Source organism: Marinobacter psychrophilus (assembly GCF_001043175.1).
Lineage (GTDB): Bacteria > Pseudomonadota > Gammaproteobacteria > Pseudomonadales > Oleiphilaceae > Marinobacter > Marinobacter psychrophilus.
The window spans coordinates 1,816,460-1,838,482 of the sequence record NZ_CP011494.1 but is presented as its reverse complement, the minus strand read 5'-3'; the positions used below and the strand labels follow the sequence as shown (position 1 = coordinate 1,838,482).

The window sequence follows — 22,023 nt, the reverse complement described above, 5'->3', positions numbered from 1 at the left end:
TTGTTACCGTCAACGTCAGTACTATGAAAGTCAGTACTATGAAAGTCGGTACTAGCAACTTTAGAACTATCAACGTGAGTACTATAAAAATTGAACTCGCGTAATACAACGCACAAACACGGCTTATGGCTGGATTGTCACACTCGCGGCCCAATCAGGCCTCGGCCAGCGCCGCGGCGGCTTCCACGTCTACTGTAACCAGTCGCGAACAACCCGGCTCGTACATGGTCACACCCATCAACTGATCAGCCTGCTCCATGGCAATCTTATTGTGCGTAATGTAAATAAACTGTACCTGCTTTGACATCTCTTTCACCAAATTCGCGTAACGGCCAACATTGGCATCATCAAGTGGAGCATCCACTTCGTCCAGCATGCAAAAAGGCGCCGGATTGAGCTGAAATATTGCAAACACCAAGGCTATGGCGGTCAACGCTTTTTCACCCCCGGATAACAGGTGAATGGTGCTGTTTTTCTTGCCCGGTGGCCGCGCCATGATGGTAACACCGGTTTCCAGAAAATCCTCGCCTGTCAGTTCCAGGCTGGCGTGCCCGCCGCCAAAAACTTTGGGAAACAAGCCCTGCAGACCTTCGTTAACCCGATCAAAGGTCTCTTTAAAACGCTGACGGGTTTCACGGTCAATCTTGCGAATGGCACCATCCAGGATTTCCAGCGCTTCGGTCAGGTCTTCGTGCTGGCTGTCCAGATAGGTTTTACGCTCGTTCTGCACCTGGAACTCGTCAATAGCCGCCAGGTTAATGGCGCCCAAACGTTGTATCTGACTGGCGATCTTTTCCAGTTCCTCAGACCGTTCCGGCTCACTGGCAGAATCGTCCAGCTGTTCAAGCACGGCGTGCAAAGTGATGTTCAACCCGCTCAGCAGCTCCAAATGGTTACCCGCACGAATCTCCAGCGCCTGACATTCCATTTTCAGTGTTTCCAGCGTGGCGCGAACCTCCTGGATCTGTTGCTCGGTTCCGCTGCGGCCCTGATCGGCCTCGCGCACCCGCCGGTCAAGATCTTCCAGCCCCTCGCGGGACTCAGTCAATTTGTCTTCTTCGGCAAGCCGGCGTTCCAGCAATCCTTCCAGCTCCAGCTGAAGGTCTTCTAGAGGCTCTTCCGCCTGTTCGCGGGACTGCCGCAACAGCTCCAAGCGTTCTTCCACCCGCTGCTGTTGCAGACGTGAGCGGCTGAGGGTCTGGCGCAAGCCTTCGCGCTGGCTGTTCAAGCTCTGCAGCGTAAGTTGCAGTTGGTGAGCCAGGTCGCGTTCATGGAGGGCCTGCTGGCGCAGCTGATTGAGGTTCTCGCGCAGTCCGTCACGTTGCGCCAGTAACTGTTCTTTGTCCTCGTCATGCTCCTCTGTTGTCTCTAGCCCCTGCTGCCATTCTTCCCGTGCGCACTCCAGTTCCTGATGCTGGTGCTCACGCTCGAACTCTAGCTCCGCGGCGTCAGCATCAATCTGAGTCAAACGCCGGGTAATCTGCTCGTTACGAGCTTGAAGAGCGCCAAGCTGAGCGGCAATGGTGCCCAGCTGCTGGTCTGCTTCGGTAAGTTCGCGGCGAGCTTGGTCACGTTTCTGTTCTGTCCATTCCAGCGCCCGGCTTGCATCTGCGCCAGTCGTTTCTGCCAGCTTAAGCCTCCTCTGCGCCTGCGCCAATTGTGTGTTCAAACTCAATACGGTTTTTTGACGCTCGATCACCCCAGTCTGGCTGACATCAGCTGCAGGCATCAATACCCAGTGACGCCCCATCCATACCCCTTGCGGCGTTATCACACTCTGTCCGTGTTGCAACTGCCGCTGCTGCTGCTGTGCTTGCTTGAGACTGTCTGCCACCAAAATATTCGCCAATGCATCAACAATAGCCACATTGCCGCGCACTCTGGCAGCCAGGCTCGTGGCCCTTGGCAACTCCACTGGCGCACCGGTATCGGCTGACAGCAGCGCAGCACCGGCGGGGGCATCGTCAAGCAACGTCAGTTGCGCTGCGAGCTGCGGTAACACCACGCCTTGGCAAAGGCGACCAAGCACCTGTTCGGTTGCAAATTCCCAGCCGTCATCAATATCCAGAGCGGCTGCAAGGCGTGGTGCTTGCGCCAACTGATGCAGATTCAGCCAGTCTTGAAGTGCACCGTTGGCGTCGCCCAGCTGTTCTCCCAGCAGTTGCTGTTGTGACTCAAGAGTGCCTTCCAGGCGTTGAACCTGCTCACGCTGTTGATTTCTATGCTGCTCGGCTTGCTGCTGCTCCAAACGAAGCTGTTGCAAATGCTGCTGGCTGTCTTCAATGATTTTCTGCGCGCCTTCGCGCTTCAGGCTGACCATAGCCTGCAGTTCACGCTGTTCATTCAGGGTTTCGTGATCGAGCTGCTGCTGCAGAGTATGGCGCTCCTGCTGCAACCGTTGATCCCTTAGCCGCAGCTGCTCAATGGCATTTTCCAGGGCGCGAATGCTCGATTGTGCCAAATCGGCCTGGCGGCGCGCGTCTGCTGAACGAGCGCTGAAATCGTCCCAGCGTTGCTGCCAGTCGGCCATGTCGTGTTCGGCATTATGGAGCTGCTCACCAGAGGTTTCTGTCCGCAGGCTTAACTCTTCCTGCTCTGGCTCAAGCATTGCCAGTTCTTCGTCAAACGCTGCAAGTTTGTCGTTGTCTTGCTCCAGTTCACGAGCCAGCTCGCGTTCGCTGGCCAGGGCCTGATCAACTTCCAGGCTGGCCTGACGGCTACGGTCGCGGCTGTTCTGCAAGCTTTGTTCAAGCCGCGCGATATCAGCCCCGGCTTCGTAGTAGCGCGCCTGGGTACGGTTAAACTGCTCATTACGCTGCTGATGTTCTGCGCGCAAATTTTCGAGCTCGGTATCCAGTCGAATACGCCCGGTCAGGTGCTTTTCCAGTTGCAATTCGGTATCACGAATACGCCCATGCCAAGAATGCAGCTCAGTGTTTAAGTGTTGCCAGCGCAACACGGTAAGCTCGGCTTTTTTGCGACGCTCGTTTTGCTTGAAGGTTTTATACTTTTCAGCGGCAACCGCTTGCCGCTCCAGGTGCTGAAGTTGCCGGCCGAGCTCGGCGCGCACATCGCTCAGGCGCTCAAGATTTTCTTGGGTACGGCGAATGCGATTTTCGGTTTCACGGCGGCGTTCCTTGTACTTCGAGATGCCCGCCGCTTCTTCTATATAAGTCCGGAGTTCTTCGGGCTTGGCTTCAATTAACCGGGAAATCATGCCCTGTTCAATGATAGCGTAGCTACGCGGCCCAAGGCCTGTACCAAGAAACAGATCGGTAATATCGCGGCGGCGGCACTTGGTGCCATTAAGGAAGTAATCAGATTGGCCCTGGCGGGAAACCCGGCGGCGCACCGCGATTTCACTGTATTGGGCGAATTCACCCGGTGCCGAACCCTTGTGATTGTCGAACACCAGCTCAATCGCGGCCTGACCCACCGGTTTGCGCGCGCTCGAGCCGTTGAATATCACATCAGTCATGGACTCGCCGCGCAGATACTTGGCTGAACTTTCACCCAAGACCCATCGCACAGCATCTATAATGTTGGATTTGCCACAGCCGTTTGGCCCCACAACCGCTGTCATATTTGACGGAAATGCTACTGTGGTCGCGTCCACAAACGACTTGAACCCTGACAACTTTATGGATTTCAACCGCATAGACTATGAAGCTCGAATTATGATGACATCGTTGGTCAATCTTTTAGCTTAACACACCAGAACCCACTAAGGTGCGCCTGCCGATTTTTTGACAAAAATCCAATAATAGCCTTAAAACGAAAAGTGAACTCCAAAAATAATTCTCAAAATATTGATTTATGTGCATTTTATTAAACAGGCACAATACCTGCATTCACCTTGTCAGCTACCAAGTGTGCAAACTGCCACCTAACGACAGAGTGAGTTGAGCCACCGTGAAACACATATCGCCTTTCCCACTTACAGCGCCACAGCCGCAAAAACTGGCAGAGCTGCGCCAAAGTTTTGAGGAATGGAACAGTGAACCGGGTATTCTCAACCGCTTGGTACGCCGACTTTCAGCCACCCTGAAGCTGGACGCACAGCTAACCATGCTGGCAGAAGAAATGGTGCAGGTTATTCCTTTTGATGCCTTTCAATACCGCCACCAGTTGGGGCGCCAAGAATTTATGTTTACCACTGGCATGGGTGGCCCCCACCGCTGCGAGTTCCGTCTGAATCTGGAGGGCGAGAATTTTGGCACCTTAACGCTGCATCGGCGTAAGCGCTTCAGCAACGATGAGTTGCAAGCCGTTGAGATGCTGATTGGCGCGGCAATATGCGCGCTGCGCAACGCTTGTCACTTCAGTGCTATGGAGCAGGCATCGTTGACCGACGCACTGACCGGGATTGGCAACAAACGCGCCATGGAAGAAGCCTTGCAAAAAGCTCAGATGCTAACCGGCCGTCACAACGAGACTTACTCGCTGATCCTGTGCGACCTCGATCACTTCAAAGCGGTAAACGACACCTGCGGCCATGTGGTAGGCGACCTTGTACTAAAGCGCGTAACAGAAGCGCTGGAATCCGCGGTGCGCAGCTCCGACAGCGTGTACCGGTTTGGCGGCGAAGAATTTGCGGTGCTATTGCCGCATACCGATCAGAATGATGCGGTAGATGTCGCCGAGCGCGTTCGCTCAGCTATTGAAGCTTTACGAATTGATTGCGAAGAGCATTCAGTGGCGGTGACTACCAGCTGTGGCGTTGCACTTCACCGCGCTGGCGAAGGCTCAGGGCAGTGGCTAGCACGCGCAGACGAAGCTCTTTATCGCGCTAAAGATCAAGGCCGCAATTGCACGCGCGTATTTGCCACCATCAGCTGATGGCACCCTCCGTTGTTTAACGCCAGCCTTAACCGGCTATTAACCGCGGGTTTTATCGGTGCGGGCTTTGCCGCCACTGCGCTGAGGTTTAGAGTCTGCAACCGCCCACTTGCGAGCGCCTTGTCCCGCTTTTGAACCAGGGGAGCCTGCCGCACGATTGCTGCGATTGGTTACCGGAGCTGCCTTTCTTTGCTGACGCGCCTGAGCCGCCACTTCATCCGGTGTCTGTTGCGGAACCGCCATTTTAGCCAAGCCAACCGTGCGACTCAGTAAATCCACAGCTTTTTGATCCAACTCTTCCCATTTCCCCACGGTTAGTCTGCTGGGCAAAAATATTGAGCCGTAACGAACCCGTTTCAAACGGCTGACACGCACGCCTTGGGATTCCCAAAGCCGCCTCACTTCACGGTTGCGTCCTTCCAACAAAGTCACGTGGAACCAACGGTTCATACCGGTACCGCCGGCGGCGGAAATATCGCTAAATTTAGCCTCGCCATCTTCTAGGGTGACGCCGGTACGCAGGCGCTCAACCATGGCGTCGTCTACTTCACCAAAAATACGCACCGCGTATTCCCGATCAATCTGGCTAGAAGGATGCATAAGCCGATTAGCCAGCTCGCCATCGGTAGTAAACATCACTAGCCCGGTGGTGTTCAAATCCAGCCGGCCAATAGAAATCCAGCGATGTTCACGCAATCGCGGCAGCCGGTCGAACACGGTTGGACGCCCTTCCGGGTCTTTGCGAGTGGTTACTTCACCTTCCGGCTTGTTGTAAATCAGCACCCGGCGCAAAACCTCGGCAGCGGCAGCAACGTCCAAGCGCTTGCCGTCGAGTTCAAAAACATCGCTCACCGTGGCTTTCTGGCCTGGAGTAACGGGCTTGCTATTTACCAACAGGCGACCCGCCTCCATCCAGCCTTCAATTTCACGCCGCGATCCAACCCCGGCACGTGCCAGCAGTTTCTGGATTCGCTCAGGACCGTCTACCTGCAAAGTCGCCAGCACCTCTGGCGCAGGTTTTCCTGGCTTCGCCGTTTTTGCCGATGATTTCGCAGGGTTACGGCGATTAGCGCTCGGCTTGTTCGCATTCGATGCTGATTTGGCTGCCGGCTTGCCGGTAGTCCAGGGGCGTTCAGACGCCATGGGTTAATCCTTAAATAACGGACCGATGCAGAGCCTGCATCAGTGGAATGGTGTTTGTTCGATTTTCTGCTTAATTTCGCGCCCGATCGCATCCAGGTCCCGACTAACAGACAAGGGCGGCAGCTGATCCAGGCTTATTAGATTAAAGTAGTCAAGAAATTGCCGAGTGGTTGCATACATGGCCGGCCGGCCCGGTACTTCCCGATGACCCACAATTCGAACCCACTCTCGCTCAACCAAGGTACGAATGATATTGCTGCTTACCGCAACGCCGCGAATATCTTCAATTTCACCACGGGTAATAGGCTGCCGATAGCCGATCAATGCGAGTGTTTCCAATAACGCCCGCGAATAACGCGGTGGTTTTTCTTCAAACAACCGAGCCACCCAAGGAGCGAAAGATTCACGCACCTGAAGGCGGTAACCGCTGGCAACTTTTTTCAGCTCAATACCGCGACCGCTGCAAAGTTGCTCTAATTCCACCAGCGCCTGCTCCACTGCCTTATGGGTTGGCCGCTCGGTTTCATCAAACACTTCTCTGAGCTGCTGCACCGTTAGCGGCTTGCCCGCTGTCAGCAGGACCGCTTCGATAATCCCTGTAATGGGTAAGGCAGCGTCACTCATCATAATTCGTTGCACCAGTATTCAGGGTTTTCAGACCGCAGCCCGCGCCCGCAAATGAATAGGGCCAAACGGGTCAGCCTGAACAAACTCAACCAGCTGCTCTTTTACCAGCTCTAACATTGCCAAAAAACTGACAACAACCCCCAGACGCCCTTCATCCGGCAGGAACAGACTTTCGAAACGAATAAAACCGCCTTCTTGCAGCCGAACCAGAATCGCCGACATGCGTTCACGAGTCGACAGCTTCTCTCGCTCAACGTGATGACTGCTAAACATATCTGCACGTTTAAGCACGGTTTCCAATGCCCGTAAAATTTCTGTCATGGCCACCTCAGGATGGCTGCGTACCGAGGGAAGCTTTGGCATACCGGCATCGGCAACAAAAATATCCCGCTCCTGGCGCGACATCTTATCTATGTCTTCTGCCGCTTTTTTAAAACGCTCGTACTGCTGCAAACGGCGAATCAGTTCTGCCCGTGGGTCGTCTTCTTCTTCGTCTTCAATCTGCTGCCGCGGTAACAGCATCCGCGACTTGATTTCGGCCAGCGTGGCCGCCATCACCAGATACTCCGCCGCAAGCTCAAACCGCATAGCCCCTAAAACGGCGATGTATTCCATATACTGGCGAGTAATAGCACTGACGTCGACTTCCAGAATGTTCATATTCTGACGCCGAATCAGGTACAACAACAAATCCAGAGGGCCTTCAAACGCATCCAAAAACACCGCCAGAGCGTCTGGCGGAATATAAAGATCAAGCGGCAACTGCGCCAGGGGCTTGCCTGCTATTAAAGCCAGGGGCGGCTGACCCACCCCTTGTGGCTTTGCCGCCGCACCGGCTGGAGCTGCTGGATCAGTCAGCACTTCAACGATAGCTCAGGCCCATGGCAGAGCGCACTTCATCCAAGGTATCGCGGGCTGCATCGCGAGCGCGTTCACGCCCTTCCTCCAGAATGGAACGAATCAGATCCGGATTGCCTTCATACTCGGCTGCACGTTCGCGCAGAGGTCGCTGCTCTTCCACAATGGAGTCAATCAGCGGTTTTTTGCAGTCCAGACAGCCGATGCCGGCGCTGCGACAACCAATTTCCACCCAACTGCGAGTGTCCGCATCGGAATAAACCTTGTGCAGGGCATACACCGGGCATTTTTCCGGCTCGCCCGGGTCAATTCGACGTACTCGCGCCGGGTCGGTCTGCATGGTGCGTATTTTCACCGCTACGGTGTCCGGTACTTCCCGAAGGCCAATGTAATTGTTGTAGGATTTTGACATTTTCTGCCCGTCCAACCCTGACAGTTTTGATTCAGGCGTCAACAATGGTTGAGGCTCTGGCAAAATCACTTTGCCACCGCCCTCAATGAAGCCGTAAAGGCGTTCGCGATCGCCTAAGGATATATTTTGCTGTTCTTTCAGAAGAGCACGGGCCGTTTCCAGCGAATCCAGATCGCCTTCTTCCTGGTAACGTTTCTTCAGATTGCGATAGAGTTTGGCGTTTTTCTTGCCCATTTTCACAATGGCCGCCTCGGCTTGGTCTTCGAAGCCTGGCTCACGCCCATAAAGATGATTGAAACGCCGTGCGATTTCACGAGTGATTTCAACGTGGGAAACCTGATCGGCGCCCACCGGAACACGCCCTGCCCGATACATCAGAATGTCAGCCGACTGGAGTAGTGGATACCCCAGGAACCCGTAAGTAGCGAGATCTTTTTCGCGCAGCTTTTCCTGCTGATCTTTGTAGGTCGGAATACGCTCAAGCCAACCCAAAGGCGTGATCATCGACAACAGCAGGTGCAACTCGGCGTGCTCAGGCACCTGAGACTGAATAAACATCGTGGATGAACCCGGGTTAACGCCCGCAGCCAACCAGTCAATAACCATGTCCGACACGCTTTGCTCAATATTAGAGGGGTCGTCGTACTGCGTGGTCAGAGCATGCCAGTCGGCGACAAAGAAAAAGCACTCGAATTCATGCTGGAGTTTCACCCAGTTTTTAAGCACACCGTGGTAGTGGCCAAGGTGAAGCTTGCCGGTCGGACGCATGCCCGACAATATCCGTTGCTGGGAATCTACAGAACTCAAAGCAAGAACTCCTTCTAATGGAATGCAAGAGGCGCCATATTACGACAGGCGACCCGGCATTATAATCAAAAAACCCCCGCTCTGCAGAACAGAAACGGGGGTTTTTGAAAATGACCGCGGGTTTTACCAGCCAGTCACTTCTTTTAGAGCCTTGCCAATGTCAGCCAGACTGCGCACAGTTTTCACACCGGCGTCGTTCAGAGCAGCAAACTTCTCGTCTGCGGTACCCTTACCACCGGAAATGATGGCACCGGCGTGGCCCATACGCTTGCCAGGAGGCGCCGTTACACCGGCAATGTAAGAGACCACCGGTTTGGTGACGTGCTCTTTGATGTACGCTGCAGCTTCTTCTTCCGCAGTGCCACCAATTTCGCCGATCATCACAATAGCTTCAGTCTGCGGGTCTTCTTGCAGCAGCTTGAGGATGTCGATGAAGTTGGAACCCGGAATCGGATCGCCACCGATGCCAACGCAGGTAGACTGGCCATAGCCAAAATCTGTGGTCTGCTTGACGGCTTCGTAGGTCAACGTGCCAGAACGCGACACAATACCGACTTTACCCGGCTTGTGAATGTGGCCCGGCATGATGCCGATCTTGCACTCACCCGGTGTGATAACGCCCGGGCAGTTGGGCCCGATCATACGCACGCCTTTGCGATCAACGTACTCTTTGGCGTACAGCATATCGATGGTAGGAATGCCTTCGGTGATGCACACAATCAGCTCGAGTCCGGCATCTGCGGCTTCGATGATGGCATCTTTACAAAACGGAGCCGGAACGTAGATCACGGTCGCGTGTGCACCGGTCTTTTCTACAGCCTCACGAACGGTGTTAAACACCGGTAGGCCCAAGTGCTCGGTGCCGCCTTTGCCGGGGCTTACGCCACCGACCATTCTGGTGCCGTATTCAATAGCCTGCTGGGAGTGGAATGTACCCTGGGAACCGGTAAAGCCCTGGCAGATCACTTTGGTGTCTTTATTGATCAGAATACTCATTATTTGCCTCCCGCGACTTTAACAACTTGCTCTGCGGCATCGGCCAGGCTGCTGGCGGCGATGATGTTCAAACCGCTTTCTGCCAGCACCTTGGAACCCAGTTCAGCGTTGTTGCCCTCAAGACGAACAACCACAGGCACTTTTACGCCTACTTCTTTAACCGCGCCAATGATGCCTTCAGCGATCATGTCACAACGTACAATGCCGCCGAAGATATTTACCAGTACGGCTTGCACTGCGTCGTCAGACAGGATGATTTTGAACGCTTCCGTTACGCGCTCTTTGGTAGCTCCGCCACCAACGTCCAGGAAGTTAGCCGGGCGTCCGCCAGCCAACTTGATGATGTCCATGGTGCCCATGGCCAAACCAGCGCCGTTAACCATGCAACCGATGTTGCCATCCAGCGCTACGTAGTTCAGTTCCCAGGCTGCCGCTTCGGCTTCGCGAGAATCTTCCTGTGAAGGATCGCGCATGGCCTGAAGTTTCTTCTGACGATACAGAGCGTTGCCATCAACGCCGATTTTGGCGTCCAGGCAGTGAAGATCACCGGCCGGGGTGATAACCAGAGGGTTAATTTCCAACAGCGCCAGGTCGTAGTCTTCAAACAACTTCGCCAGACCCATAAAGATCTTGGTAAATTGGCCGATCTGCTTGCCTTCAAGACCCAACTTGAACGCCAGCTCGCGTCCTTGGTAAGGCTGGGCGCCTACCAGCGGATCGATTTCGGCCTTCAGAATTTTTCCGGGGTTTCTTCCGCAACCGTTTCAATTTCAACACCACCTTCGGTGGAGGCCATGAAGACGATACGGCGGGTACCACGGTCTACAACCGCGCCCAGGTAAAGCTCTTGGTCGATGTCAGTCAGGGATTCAACCAAAATTTTACTAACCGGCTGACCGTGCTCGTCAGTCTGGAAAGTCACCAGCTTCTTGCCCAGCCATTGCTCGGCAAAGGCACGGATGTCGTCGGTATTTTTAACCAGCTTTACACCGCCGGCTTTACCGCGGCCACCAGCGTGAACCTGAGCTTTAACAACCCAGCTATCGCCACCAATCTTTTCTGCAGCTGCTACTGCCTCATCCGGGGTACTACAGGCAATGCCCTGTGATACCGGCAAGCCATACTCAGCAAAAAGCTGCTTGCCCTGATATTCGTGCAAATTCATAGTTTATGTCCTGCTTTTTAATGAAGGATAGACACCTGTGGGATGAACCCGCTGGCGGCAAACCCATCTTGATAGACCCTGATGACACCGGCCCAAAGATTGCATCTAGAGAAACCAGAGTCTTTAAAACAAGAGCCTCTAAAACAAGAGTCTCTAAAAGTCATGGGGCGCCCTGCGGCGCCCCATGACTTTCTGGCTTATTATTTCTTCTTGCGACGATTGGCCATGTGAATGGCCCCACCGTTAACTGCAAGAGCTGCCTCGTGCACTGACTCAGACAGAGTCGGGTGAGCAAAACAGGTCAACGCAAGATCTTCTGCACTGGAACCGAACTCCATGGCGATTACACCCTGAGCAACGATTTCAGACGCCGATGGGCCCAACACGTGGAAGCCCAAAATGCGGTCAGTTTTCTCGTCCGCAATAATCTTCACCATGCCCACCGCCGAATTGGCGGCCATAGCGCGACCGTTTGCCGCAAACGGGAAGGTACCCACTTTATAAGCCACACCGTCAGCTTTCAGCTGCTCTTCGGACTTCCCAACCCACGCTACTTCCGGTGCCGTGTAAATAACATTGGGAATACAGTCGTAGTTGACCTGTGGTTTATGGCCCGCAATGCGCTCGGCAACCATAACACCTTCTTCAGAGGCTTTGTGGGCTAGCATTTGGCCGCGCACCACGTCACCAACCGCCCAAACGCCGGGCGCATCGGTTTTACAGTGGTCGTCTACGAATACAAACCCGCGCTCGTCCATGTTCACACCGGAGTCTGCTGCCAGCAGGTTGTCTGTATAGGGGCGACGGCCAACAGCCACAATCAGCTTATCGACCATCAGCTCTTGTTTGCCTTTGCTGTCTTCGTAACTTACGTAGACCAACTTACGCTTGACCTCTGCACCCGTTACACGGCCGCCCATGACAATGTTCAGGCCCTGTTTCTGGAACTCTTTCAACGTGGCCTTGGCAATCTGTTGGTCTACCCCTGGCAAGAACGTATCCTGCGCTTCCAACAGAGTGACTTCAGCACCCAGGCGGGCCCAAACGCTGCCCAGCTCCAAACCGATAATACCGGCGCCAATCACACCCAATCGCTTGGGCACTTCAGTAAATTCCAGAGCGCCTTCCGAATCAGTGATATAACCTTCGGTTTTTGGCGCCGGCGGAATCTCAATCGGACGCGAGCCTGTTGCCAAAATAATGTTATCGGCTTCATAAGTCTTGGTCTTGCCATCGTTGTCAGTCACTTCCACCTGGCGATTTGCCAATAGCTTGCCGTGACCATAAATCGAGGTAACACCGTTTGACTTGAACAGCCCCGCAATGCCTCCGGTCAGCTGTTTAACAATGCCGGTCTTACGCTCCATCATTTTAGCGATGTCAATGGAGATGTCATTGGCAATAATGCCCTGCTCGGCAAAGCCGTGCTGGGCTTCCTCGTACTTGTGAGAAATCTCCAGCAGTGCCTTGGACGGGATACAACCTACGTTCAGGCAGGTTCCACCCAACACCTGTTTGCCTTCATCCGAAGACCAGCTTTCTACACAGGCGACATTCAGGCCCAGTTGCGCGGCTTTGATTGCAGCTACATAACCACCGGGGCCGGCGCCAATTACGATTACATCAAACTTGTCAGCCATAGTTAATCCTGTATTCCGATTCGGTAAGTGAAGTGCCTATACGTCCAGCAGGATACGCGCAGGATCTTCCAGCATATCCTTGATGGCAACCAGGAACTGCACTGCTTCCTTGCCGTCAATCATGCGGTGGTCATAAGACAGTGCCAAGTACATCATGGGCTGTATCACCACCTGACCATTCACCGCCATCGGGCGTGGCTGGATCTTATGCATACCCAGAATCGCCGTTTGTGGCGGGTTCAGAATAGGCGTCGACAACAGGGAACCAAAGGTGCCTCCGTTGGTTATGGTGAAGGTACCACCGGTCATTTCATCGATGCCCAGTTTGCCCGTTTTGGCCTTGGTACCGTACTCGACAATTTTCTTCTCGATGTCAGCGAGGCTAAGTGCGTCAACGTCACGTATTACTGGAACCACCAAGCCGCGCTCCGTGGATACCGCCACACCGATATCCTGGTAGCCATGGTAAACCATGTCATTTCCGTCGATGGACGCATTCACTGCAGGGAAGCGTTTCAGAGCTTCGGTAGCGGCTTTGGTAAAGAAAGACATAAAGCCCAACTTAATTCCGTGACGCTTTTCGAAGCTTTCTTTGTATTGCTTGCGCAGTTCCATGATCGGCCCCATGTTCACCTCGTTAAAGGTGGTCAACATGGCAGCGCTCTGCTGTGCATTGACCAGACGCTTCGCGATACTGGCGCGCAGGCGGGTCATGGGAACACGTTTTTCAATACGCTCACCGGCGCTGATCTCGGCTACCGGCGCAGCGGCATGCGCAGGCTCAGCAGCTGCCTTTGCAGCAGGCGATTCAATAGAAGCCTTGGCGTTATCAATGTGACTTTGAACATCTTCTTTAGAAATCCGACCGTCTTTCCCTGTGCCTTTCAATGCGCTGGGTTCAACGTTGTTCTCGTCAGCCAGCTTACGCGCAGCCGGGCTCAGAATCGCATCTGAGGAGGACGCCGCGTCGGCGCCTTGGTCTTTGCTTTCAACCGTGTCTTTACTGCCGGAGCCCTTAGACTCGCTAGCAGCGCCTGCTTTGAATCTTCCGATCACTTCACCGCTTTCTACGGTGTCGCCGTCGTTTTTCAGGATTTCTTCGATAACACCGTCAGCCGGTGCAACAATTTCCAGCACCACTTTGTCGGTTTCAATGTCGACGATCAGCTCATCGCGCGCGCAGGCTTCACCCGGCTGCTTGTGCCAGGTCGCGACAGTACCCTCTGCGACCGACTCCGGGAATACGGGGGCTTTAATCTCTGTAGACATTACGGTTCCTTTGTTCGATAGCTCGGAAGTTTGATAGCTCGGTAGCTTGTCAGACTTCAAATGCGTCGTTAACCAGTTTTTTCTGCTGTTCGATGTGCACAGACATGTGTCCGGCAGCAGGTGCAGCCGAGGCATCACGACCCGCATATTCGAGGTGCAGTTTAGGATTCAGCCGCTGCAGCGCGTTGCGCATATGGTGTTGACTGCTATACCAGGCGCCCTGATTCATAGGTTCTTCCTGGCACCAGACAGCGTGCTTGAGCTTGCTAAATCCCGCCAATAATTCATCCAGATCTTCACCCGGGAACGGATACAGCTGCTCGATACGAATAATAGCCGTGTCGTTACGCTCACCGGTTTTCTTCTTCTCGAGCAATTCATAGTAAACCTTACCGCTGCAAAGAATAACCCGAGTGATTTTTTTTGCATCAGACGGCTCTTTTTCCGGCAGCACGGTCTGGAAGGTACCTGAAGTCAGATCGTCCAGACTGGAAATAGCTTCTTTATGGCGCAGCAGGCTCTTTGGCGTAATGGCAATCAATGGCTTACGAACCGGGCGCTTCACCTGTCGGCGAAGCATGTGGAATACCTGCGAGGGCGTTGTGGGTACACACACCTGAATGTTCTGTTCCGCGCTCAGCTGTAAAAAGCGTTCAATACGCGCCGAGCTATGCTCTGGACCCTGCCCTTCATAACCGTGCGGCAATAACATAGTAAGGCCGCACAAACGGCCCCACTTGTGCTCACCACTGGTCAGGAACTGATCAATCACAACCTGAGCACCGTTGGCAAAGTCGCCAAACTGCGCTTCCCAGACAACCAGCGAGCTAGGCGATGTTGTCGCATAGCCGTATTCGAAAGCCAGTGCGGCCTCTTCGGATAGCAGAGAATCGTAAAGCTCGAACTTGGGCTGATCGTCAGACAGATGAGTCAGCGCAATGTGCGTAGCGCCATCTTTCTGGTTATGCAGAACGGCGTGACGGTGGGAGAAAGTACCGCGACCAACGTCCTGCCCTGTTATGCGAATCGGATAACCTTCGTCTAACAAAGTTGCGTAGGCCATGATCTCACCGTAACCCCAGTTAAGAGGTAAAGCGCCGGCCGTCATCTTGTCACGATCCTTAACGATTTTAGACACCTGACGCTGAATAATAAAACCTTCTGGTACTTCACTCAGCTTTTTACCCAGCTTCTGAATCGTCTTCAGTGGCACGCTAGACTTGCACTTGGCTGTCCACTCATGGCCCAAATACGGGGTCCAGTCAACGTGCAACTTGGCGTTTGGTTCTTTAACCAATGCTTTTACAACGTGCTCTCCCTTATCTAGAACCGTGCGGTAATCATTTTCCATCTGCTTGGCGAGGTCTTCGCTCACGACGCCAGCATCAGTCAGACTGTCCACATAGATGTTACGCGTGGTTTTCAGCTTACGAATTTTCTCGTACATCATCGGCTGAGTCGCGGCAGGCTCGTCGGCTTCGTTGTGACCACGGCGGCGGTAGCACACCAGATCAATAACAACGTCGCCTTTAAATTCGTTGCGGTAGTCCATTGCCATCCGAGTGACGAACAGCACCGCTTCCGGGTCGTCTGCGTTCACGTGCAGAATCGGAGCCTGTACCATTTTGGCAATATCTGTGCAGTATTCGGTAGAACGGGCGTCTGCCTGTTTGCTGGTGGTAAAGCCAACTTGATTGTTGATCACAATATGTACAGTGCCGCCAGTACCAAAACCGCGGGTCTGTGACATCTGGAACGTTTCCATCACAACGCCCTGGCCTGCAAACGCAGCATCGCCGTGCATGATCACCGGCAAAACCTGCCTGCCATCTTTGTCTTCGCGGCGGGTTTGGCGAGCGCGAACAGAGCCCACGACCACTGGGGACACGATTTCCAGGTGCGAGGGATTAAAAGCCAGGGCCAGATGAATCTCACCACCCGGAGTCATCACGTTGGACGAGAAACCTTGGTGATACTTAACATCACCAGAACCTGAGCCCGCCTTATTCTTGCCTTCGAACTCGTCAAACAGTTCTTTCGGGTTTTTGCCCAAAATATTGACCAACACGTTCAAACGTCCACGGTGGGCCATTCCCAGAACGATTTCTTTGGTGCCACCAGAGCCTGCGCGCTGAATAATTTCATCAAGACAAGGAATCAGGCTTTCGGCACCTTCCAGTCCGAAACGCTTAACGCCGGGATAGCGTGAACCCAAATATTTTTCCAGGCCCTCAGCGGCGGTCAAGCGTTCGAGCAAATGAATACGGGTGTCGGCGTCAAAACCTGGGTTGGAGCGGATCGGCTCCATGCGTTGTTGGAACCAACGCTTGATGCGAGTGTCGACAATGTGCATGTATTCTGCACCAATACTCTCGCAATACGTCTGTTGCAGGCCTTCTATGATGTCGCCTAGCTTCATCGTTTCAGAACCGAAACTCAGCGAGCCAGTCTGGAACTCGATATCGTTATCGGCGTTGTAAAGTTCGTGAAAAGCCGGGTCAAGGTCTTCCACCAGTTCACGAGGCTTCACATTCAGCGGGTCCAGCTTTGCGTGCTGGTGACCCCGAAAGCGATATGCGTTAATCAATTGCAGTACGCGTGTCTGCTTTTTGTCAGCATCGGGTACGGCACCTGCTGGAGCAGTATTGCTAGCCAGAAAACGCTGATTGCTGGAAATATGCTTAAATTGTTCGCGGATTGCGGAGTGGGCTATATCTTTGCCCTGATAGCCATCGACACTGGGAAGTTTGTCGAAGTAACTACGCCACTCTTCAGGAACAGCGTTAGGATCTGAAATATAAGTTTCAAAAAGCTGTTCAACGTAGGCAAGATTACCCCCCTGTAGATGGGAAGTTTGCCACAACTGCTCCATGATGCTTTCGTGCATTTTGAATAGCTCACCTTGGGCTGGTACGGGAAGCCGTAATGGTCGGCCAGTGCCTCATTCCAGTCAATACGGGTTTTCACGCTGTCGACTTTGGCCGCCACATCCGGGACGGATGCCTGCTTTCCCCGAAATTTTTTATACTTAGCGACGCAGTGCAAGCTATCTAACGGCTAACAATCACGATGCACGAAGTTTGAACCGCTACCAGACTATTGGCTATACGCCTTTGGTTGAAGGCCCCGCCAAATTGGCGAGGCCTTCAAGGGTCTTACTCAGCAGACACAGTATAACGTCTGTATTACATTTTGCTGCTCAAGTTGCCCGCTGCAACAACAGATTCCGAATATGGCCAATAGCCCGAGTTGGGTTAAGGCCCTTCGGACACACGCTGACACAGTTCATAATACCGCGGCAACGGAACACGCTGAACGGATCGTCCAAATCAGCCAAACGTTCGGCCTGGGCAGTATCACGGCTATCCGCCAGGAAGCGGTACGCCTGCAACAAGCCTGCGGGGCCAATAAACTTCTCCGGGTTCCACCAGAACGACGGGCAAGCCGTGGAACAACAGGCGCACAGTATACACTCATAAAGACCATCGAGCTTTTCACGGTCTTCCGGCGTCTGCAGACGCTCAATAGCGGGCGCTGGCTGATCGTTGACCAAGTACGGCATGACCTTTTCATACTGTTTGTAAAACAGGCTCATATCCACGACCAGATCACGGATGACCGGCAAACCAGGCAGCGGGCGCAATACCAGCTTGTCTTTTTTGATCACCTGAGACACCGGCGTGATGCACGCCAGGCCATTTTTGCCGTTCATGTTCATGCCGTCAGAGCCACACACGCCTTCGCGGCATGACCGACGATACGACAGAGTGACGTCTCTTTCTTTCAGCAGATTGAGCACGTCCAGCACCATCAGGTCTTTACCCTTCGGAAGTTCAACCTCGACATCCTGCATGAACGGGGCGTTGTCTGCTTCCGGGTTGTAACGATAAAGGCTTACCAACATAGTCTTCGTCCCCTTAATACGACCGAATCATCGGCTGGAATGTGTCGACAGTCTTCGGCGAGAAGTTAACATCGCGCTTGCCAACCCGCTTGTCCAGCGGGAAATAAAGCGAGTGCTTTAGCCAGTTCTCGTCGTCACGCTCAGTAAAGTCGTTGCGGGCATGAGCACCGCGACTTTCTTTTCGCTCTACCGCTGATACGGCAGTGGCGTAAGCAACTTCAAACAGGTTGTCCAGCTCCAACGCCTCAATACGCGCGGTATTGAATGCGTTGCTGGTATCGGTCAGGCGGGTGTTGCGAACACGCTCACCGATTTCATTCAGCAGCTGCAGGCCTTTATCCATGCTTTCACCGTCGCGGAATACACCGAAATACAGCTGCATACAGGTTTGCAGATCTTTACGAACCGCCGCCACGTGCTCGCCTTCGCTGGCGTTAGCCAGACGATCTAGCCGCGCCATAGCGCGCTTGATGTCAGCTTCACTGGCGCCGTCTACTTCAAAGCCGTTGCGCAACTGCTCTTCAATGTGCAGGCCAGCTGCACGACCAAACACGACCAGGTCCAGAAGCGAGTTGCCGCCAAGACGGTTGGCACCGTGAACTGAAACACAAGCCGCTTCACCGCAGGCAAACAAACCACGAATTGGCTGATCTTTGCCGTCATCGTCTTGAGTCAGCGCCTGACCGCCAACGTTCGTCGGAATGCCACCCATCATGTAATGACAGGTTGGAACAACAGGGACAGGCTCTTTCACCGGATCTACGTGGGCAAAGGTCTTCGATAGCTCACAAATACCCGGTAGACGCAAATTCAGGGTCTCTTCGCCCAAGTGGTCAAGCTTCAGTAGAACATGATCCTTTTCAGGACCACAGCCACGACCTTCAAGAATCTCGATAACCATGGAGCGTGCAACAACGTCCCGGCCTGCAAGATCTTTGGAATTGGGCGCGTAGCGCTCCATGAATCGCTCGCCTTCGGAGTTGATCAAGTAACCGCCCTCACCCCGACAGCCTTCGGTCACAAGCGTGCCCGCACCGTAAATGCCGGTAGGGTGGAACTGCCACATTTCCATGTCTTGCATCGGGAAGCCAGCACGCAGGGCCATGCCGATACCGTCGCCGGTATTAATCAGGGCGTTGGTGGTAGAGGCATAAATACGGCCAGCGCCGCCGGTCGCAAGAACCGTTGCCTTGGCTTTGATATAAGCTACTTCACCCGTTTCGATTTCGATCGCAACAACACCAACAACTTCATTTTTCGCATTTTTGACCAGATCGACCGCATACCATTCACTCAAGAAGGTAGTGCCACGCTTCAGATTGGCCTGATACAGCGTATGCAGGAGTGCGTGACCTGTGCGGTCGGCCGCCGCACAGGTGCGAGCTGCCTGAGTAGAATCATTCGGCCCTTTGGACTGACCACCAAATGGACGCTGGTAAATCCGGCCCTGCTCGGTGCGTGAGAATGGCAGACCCATGTGCTCAAGTTCGAATACAGCTTGCGGACCTACAGAACACATATATTCAACCGCGTCCTGATCAGCAATGTAATCTGACCCCTTAACGGTGTCATACATATGCCAGCGCCAGTCGTCGTTGGGATCCGCGCTGGCAATCGCACAGGTAATGCCACCTTGGGCAGACACAGTGTGCGAGCGGGTTGGAAATACCTTGGTAATACACGCGGTTTTAACGCCGCTTTCAGTCAACTGCAGCGCTGCGCGCATACCGGCACCGCCGCCGCCAATCACGATGGCGTCATAGGACATGGTCTTGATGTTAGACATTAATTAAAACCCCCACAGGATCTGAATACCCCAAACCACATACACGAACATGGTCAGACCGCACGCGGCCTGCACCAGAAAACGCGGCAAGGCTGATTTCATATAGTCAGTTGTTACTGTCCACAAGCCAACCCAAGCGTGTGCGCCAATCGAAAATAGAGCCATCAGCGTAAAAATACGCATCCAAGTCTGGCCAAACAGGCCTGCCCAGGCATCGTAGCCCAAGCCAGGATTGGCGATAATGAATACAAGAAGAACCACTGTATACAGTGCAAGGACATACGCTGAAACTCGCTGCATTAGCCAGTCTGCAACACCGCTTCGGCCGAGATTGGTTACACTACTTACATTGCCCATATCCAAACTCCTGCCAGTAAAATCAGAATTATGGCGATGGCCAGAGCCGCTTTGGCAGCCAAAAGGCCACTTGCCAACTCTTCACCAATACCCATGTCCATCAGCAAGTGCTTGGTACCTGCCACTAGGTGATATAGCAGGGCCGATAAAATGCCCCAGATAATCAGCTTGGCGAAGAAGCCGCTCAGCAATTCACTAACATGGCCATACCCTTCTTCCCCAGACAGGGAAAGATCCAGACCATAAAGCATGAACGCTACACCGACAAAAATGATGATGCCGCTGATGCGGTGCAATATGGAAACAATGGCTGGCAGAGGAAAATGAAATTTGCCGAGATCGAGATTTACTGGTCGTTTACTATTCACAGCGCTCTCACACTCTCTATTGTTGCCGCGGAGCCGGCTAGCCGGACGCAGATGATTGATTTGTACGGATCAGTGTGCACATACGAGACTGGCACACGATTGGCTCAGGGTATGAAGGGATTTTTCCCGGCAGCTCGTTGCGCGCTGGCAAAGTTGCTTTGGGGAACGGCGCCACGGTCGACTAAACCCCCTAATTACGGGATACAGATTATAAGGAGTACGCTAATTAATTACAAACCTGCAATTGACGTAAATCACTGCCAGTAAACGAATGTATATGAAGACAAAAGGCTTATTGACAGCAAAGCCCTGCTCACATCATCACTAATACTGGCATTTACTCATTGACGTTATGGAACATTTTTCATTTTTGCGTAGCCTTTTGTTGACAAAGAAAGTGATCAGCCTATATTTTGCCGCCAGTTTTGCGATAATACGCTTCTCACTCGCGCATTCTTAAAATCTGACACGCTTTTAAACAGGAGAGCACCATGACCGACAGGAAAGCCACGCTAACAGTGGGCAACAAGTCCCTTGAGCTACCGGTTTACTCCGGCACCGTCGGCCCAGACGTTATTGATGTACGGAGCCTGGTTCAGCAAGGCGTGTTCACTTACGATCCCGGCTTTGTATCTACAGCGGCTTGCGAGTCCGCCATCACCTTTATTGATGGCGACAAGGGCGTACTCTTGCACCGCGGCTATCCGATCGAGCAGTTGGCAGAACACTCTGACTACCTGGAGCTCTGTTGGCTGCTGCTGCACGGGGAACTTCCCACTGCCGAAGAAAACAAAGCTTTTCACGAAACCATCAAAAACCACACCATGCTGCATGACCAAATGCGCAATTTCTTTAACGGCTTTCGTCGTGACGCGCACCCAATGGCCATTATGTGTGGCGTCGTGGGCGCTTTATCGGCGTTCTATCACGACCAAATGGACGTAACCGATGAACACCAGCGCGAAATTACCGGCCACCGCCTGATCGCGAAAATGCCCACCATTGCAGCTTGGTGTTACAAGTACAGCATGGGCCAACCCTTTATTTACCCACGCAACGACTTGTCTTACGCCGAAAATTTTTTGCAGATGATGTTTGCCACCCCATGTGAGGAATATAAGCCAAATCCAGTCCTGGCCAACGCAATGGACAAAATCTTCATCCTGCACGCTGACCACGAACAGAACGCATCCACGTCTACCGTGCGTCTGGCAGGCTCTACTGGCGCCAACCCTTACGCATGTATGGCTTCTGGCATTGCAGCACTCTGGGGACCTGCTCACGGCGGCGCCAACGAAGCGGTGTTGGCTATGCTGGCCGAAATTGGCGAAGAAGCGAACATCGAAGCCTTCATTGCAAGAGCCAAAGACAAAAACGACCCGTTCCGCCTGATGGGTTTTGGCCACCGGGTCTACAAAAACTTTGATCCCCGGGCCAAAGTCATGGCCGAAACTGCTCATGAAGTACTCAGCGAACTGGGCCTCGAAAACGATCCACTGCTGCGCATTGCGCGGCGCCTGGAAAAAATCGCCCTCGAAGACGAGTACTTCGTTGAGCGAAAGCTTTACCCGAACGTAGATTTTTACTCTGGCCTGATCCTCAAGGCAATCGGCATTCCGACATCCATGTTCACCGTTGTTTTTGCCATGTCACGCACCATTGGCTGGTTCTCTCATTGGAACGAAATGGTTAGCGGTAATTACCGAATTGGTCGTCCGCGCCAGCTTTACACGGGTTCGCCCAAGCGCGATTACCCGAAAGAGTGATTCAGTGATGCAAACATCCTGATCAAATATCAGAAAAACCGCTAGTTTTAGCGGTTTTTTTGTTTTGTACCAACCCTGAGGAGCAA

At 53.4% G+C, this 22,023-nt stretch carries 15 protein-coding genes and 1 pseudogene; 2 read left to right on the top strand and 14 right to left on the bottom strand.

From position 1 onward, the window contains the following. Positions 1 to 154: 154 nt before the first annotated feature. A complete protein-coding gene (smc, locus tag ABA45_RS08220) occupies positions 155 to 3,658 on the bottom strand; it encodes a chromosome segregation protein SMC (protein WP_048385256.1) in 3,504 nt (1,167 codons plus the stop codon). 254 nt (positions 3,659 to 3,912) lie between these two features. On the opposite strand from smc, the gene ABA45_RS08215 reads away from it, so the two are divergent. Continuing rightward, positions 3,913 to 4,839 (top strand): GGDEF domain-containing protein, encoded by a 927-nt coding sequence (locus ABA45_RS08215; protein ID WP_048385255.1) that lies wholly within the window; start codon positions 3,913 to 3,915, stop codon positions 4,837 to 4,839. 39 nt (positions 4,840 to 4,878) lie between these two features. Here the strand turns inward: ABA45_RS08215 and rluB are convergent, their stop codons facing one another. From rluB to sdhC, 13 genes and pseudogenes are all read right to left on the bottom strand, one after another. Continuing rightward, entirely contained in the window at positions 4,879 to 5,982 is a 1,104-nt protein-coding gene (rluB, locus tag ABA45_RS08210; protein ID WP_048385254.1) for a 23S rRNA pseudouridine(2605) synthase RluB, read from the bottom strand. Between the two features lie 39 nt (positions 5,983 to 6,021). After that, positions 6,022 to 6,609, bottom strand: a complete 588-nt coding sequence (gene scpB, locus ABA45_RS08205; protein WP_048385253.1) for an SMC-Scp complex subunit ScpB — start codon at positions 6,607 to 6,609, stop codon at positions 6,022 to 6,024. Between the two features lie 27 nt (positions 6,610 to 6,636). Continuing rightward, entirely contained in the window at positions 6,637 to 7,470 is an 834-nt protein-coding gene (locus ABA45_RS08200) for a segregation and condensation protein A (protein WP_084708293.1), read from the bottom strand. Position 7,471: 1 nt separating this feature from the next. After that, on the bottom strand, positions 7,472 to 8,686 hold the full coding sequence (locus tag ABA45_RS08195) for a tryptophan--tRNA ligase (RefSeq protein WP_084708292.1): 1,215 nt from the start codon (positions 8,684 to 8,686) through the stop codon (positions 7,472 to 7,474). Between the two features lie 123 nt (positions 8,687 to 8,809). After that, on the bottom strand, positions 8,810 to 9,682 hold the full coding sequence (gene sucD / locus ABA45_RS08190) for a succinate--CoA ligase subunit alpha (protein ID WP_014871006.1): 873 nt from the start codon (positions 9,680 to 9,682) through the stop codon (positions 8,810 to 8,812). Beyond that, positions 9,682 to 10,847: pseudogene (sucC, locus tag ABA45_RS08185) on the bottom strand (ADP-forming succinate--CoA ligase subunit beta). Before sucC ends, sucD begins: the two are co-directional and overlap by 1 nt. A gap of 200 nt (positions 10,848 to 11,047) precedes the next feature. Next, positions 11,048 to 12,487 carry a dihydrolipoyl dehydrogenase gene (gene lpdA / locus ABA45_RS08180; protein WP_048385248.1) on the bottom strand — a complete coding sequence of 480 codons (1,440 nt, stop codon included), beginning with the start codon at positions 12,485 to 12,487 and terminating at the stop codon, positions 11,048 to 11,050. Between the two features lie 36 nt (positions 12,488 to 12,523). Further along, positions 12,524 to 13,756, bottom strand: a complete 1,233-nt coding sequence (gene odhB, locus ABA45_RS08175; protein ID WP_048385247.1) for a 2-oxoglutarate dehydrogenase complex dihydrolipoyllysine-residue succinyltransferase — start codon at positions 13,754 to 13,756, stop codon at positions 12,524 to 12,526. 49 nt (positions 13,757 to 13,805) lie between these two features. Further along, entirely contained in the window at positions 13,806 to 16,643 is a 2,838-nt protein-coding gene (locus ABA45_RS08170) for a 2-oxoglutarate dehydrogenase E1 component (RefSeq protein ID WP_048385246.1), read from the bottom strand. A 312-nt stretch (positions 16,644 to 16,955) separates the two neighbouring features. Further along, a complete protein-coding gene (locus tag ABA45_RS08165; protein ID WP_048385245.1) occupies positions 16,956 to 17,660 on the bottom strand; it encodes a succinate dehydrogenase iron-sulfur subunit in 705 nt (234 codons plus the stop codon). Positions 17,661 to 17,673: 13 nt separating this feature from the next. Next, the gene (gene sdhA / locus ABA45_RS08160; protein WP_048385244.1) at positions 17,674 to 19,446 is read right to left on the bottom strand and encodes a succinate dehydrogenase flavoprotein subunit; all 1,773 of its coding nucleotides are present in this window, start codon (positions 19,444 to 19,446) and stop codon (positions 17,674 to 17,676) included. A gap of 3 nt (positions 19,447 to 19,449) precedes the next feature. Continuing rightward, positions 19,450 to 19,803 carry a succinate dehydrogenase, hydrophobic membrane anchor protein gene (gene sdhD / locus ABA45_RS08155; protein WP_048385240.1) on the bottom strand — a complete coding sequence of 118 codons (354 nt, stop codon included), beginning with the start codon at positions 19,801 to 19,803 and terminating at the stop codon, positions 19,450 to 19,452. After that, on the bottom strand, positions 19,791 to 20,171 hold the full coding sequence (gene sdhC, locus ABA45_RS08150; protein ID WP_048385238.1) for a succinate dehydrogenase, cytochrome b556 subunit: 381 nt from the start codon (positions 20,169 to 20,171) through the stop codon (positions 19,791 to 19,793). Before sdhC ends, sdhD begins: the two co-directional genes overlap by 13 nt. 491 nt (positions 20,172 to 20,662) lie before the next feature. On the opposite strand from sdhC, the gene gltA reads away from it, so the two are divergent. Continuing rightward, positions 20,663 to 21,937: a citrate synthase gene (gene gltA, locus ABA45_RS08145; protein WP_048385237.1), complete on the top strand. Its 1,275-nt coding sequence runs from the start codon at positions 20,663 to 20,665 to the stop codon at positions 21,935 to 21,937. Positions 21,938 to 22,023 lie beyond the last annotated feature (86 nt).

Excerpts from the sequence above, each read along its gene's own strand:
- sucD (WP_014871006.1), bottom strand. The coding sequence starts at position 9,682 with ATGAGTATTCTGATCAATAAAGACACCAAAGTGATCTGCCAGGGCTTT.
- smc (WP_048385256.1), bottom strand. The coding sequence starts at position 3,658 with ATGCGGTTGAAATCCATAAAGTTGTCAGGGTTCAAGTCGTTTGTGGAC.
- gltA (WP_048385237.1), top strand. The coding sequence starts at position 20,663 with ATGACCGACAGGAAAGCCACGCTAACAGTGGGCAACAAGTCCCTTGAG.
- lpdA (WP_048385248.1), bottom strand. The coding sequence starts at position 12,487 with ATGGCTGACAAGTTTGATGTAATCGTAATTGGCGCCGGCCCCGGTGGT.
- sdhA (WP_048385244.1), bottom strand. The coding sequence starts at position 19,446 with ATGTCTAACATCAAGACCATGTCCTATGACGCCATCGTGATTGGCGGC.
- scpB (WP_048385253.1), bottom strand. The coding sequence starts at position 6,609 with ATGATGAGTGACGCTGCCTTACCCATTACAGGGATTATCGAAGCGGTC.
- rluB (WP_048385254.1), bottom strand. The coding sequence starts at position 5,982 with ATGGCGTCTGAACGCCCCTGGACTACCGGCAAGCCGGCAGCCAAATCA.
- ABA45_RS08170 (WP_048385246.1), bottom strand. The coding sequence starts at position 16,643 with ATGCACGAAAGCATCATGGAGCAGTTGTGGCAAACTTCCCATCTACAG.
- ABA45_RS08165 (WP_048385245.1), bottom strand. The coding sequence starts at position 17,660 with ATGTTGGTAAGCCTTTATCGTTACAACCCGGAAGCAGACAACGCCCCG.
- odhB (WP_048385247.1), bottom strand. The coding sequence starts at position 13,756 with ATGTCTACAGAGATTAAAGCCCCCGTATTCCCGGAGTCGGTCGCAGAG.
- sdhD (WP_048385240.1), bottom strand. The coding sequence starts at position 19,803 with ATGGGCAATGTAAGTAGTGTAACCAATCTCGGCCGAAGCGGTGTTGCA.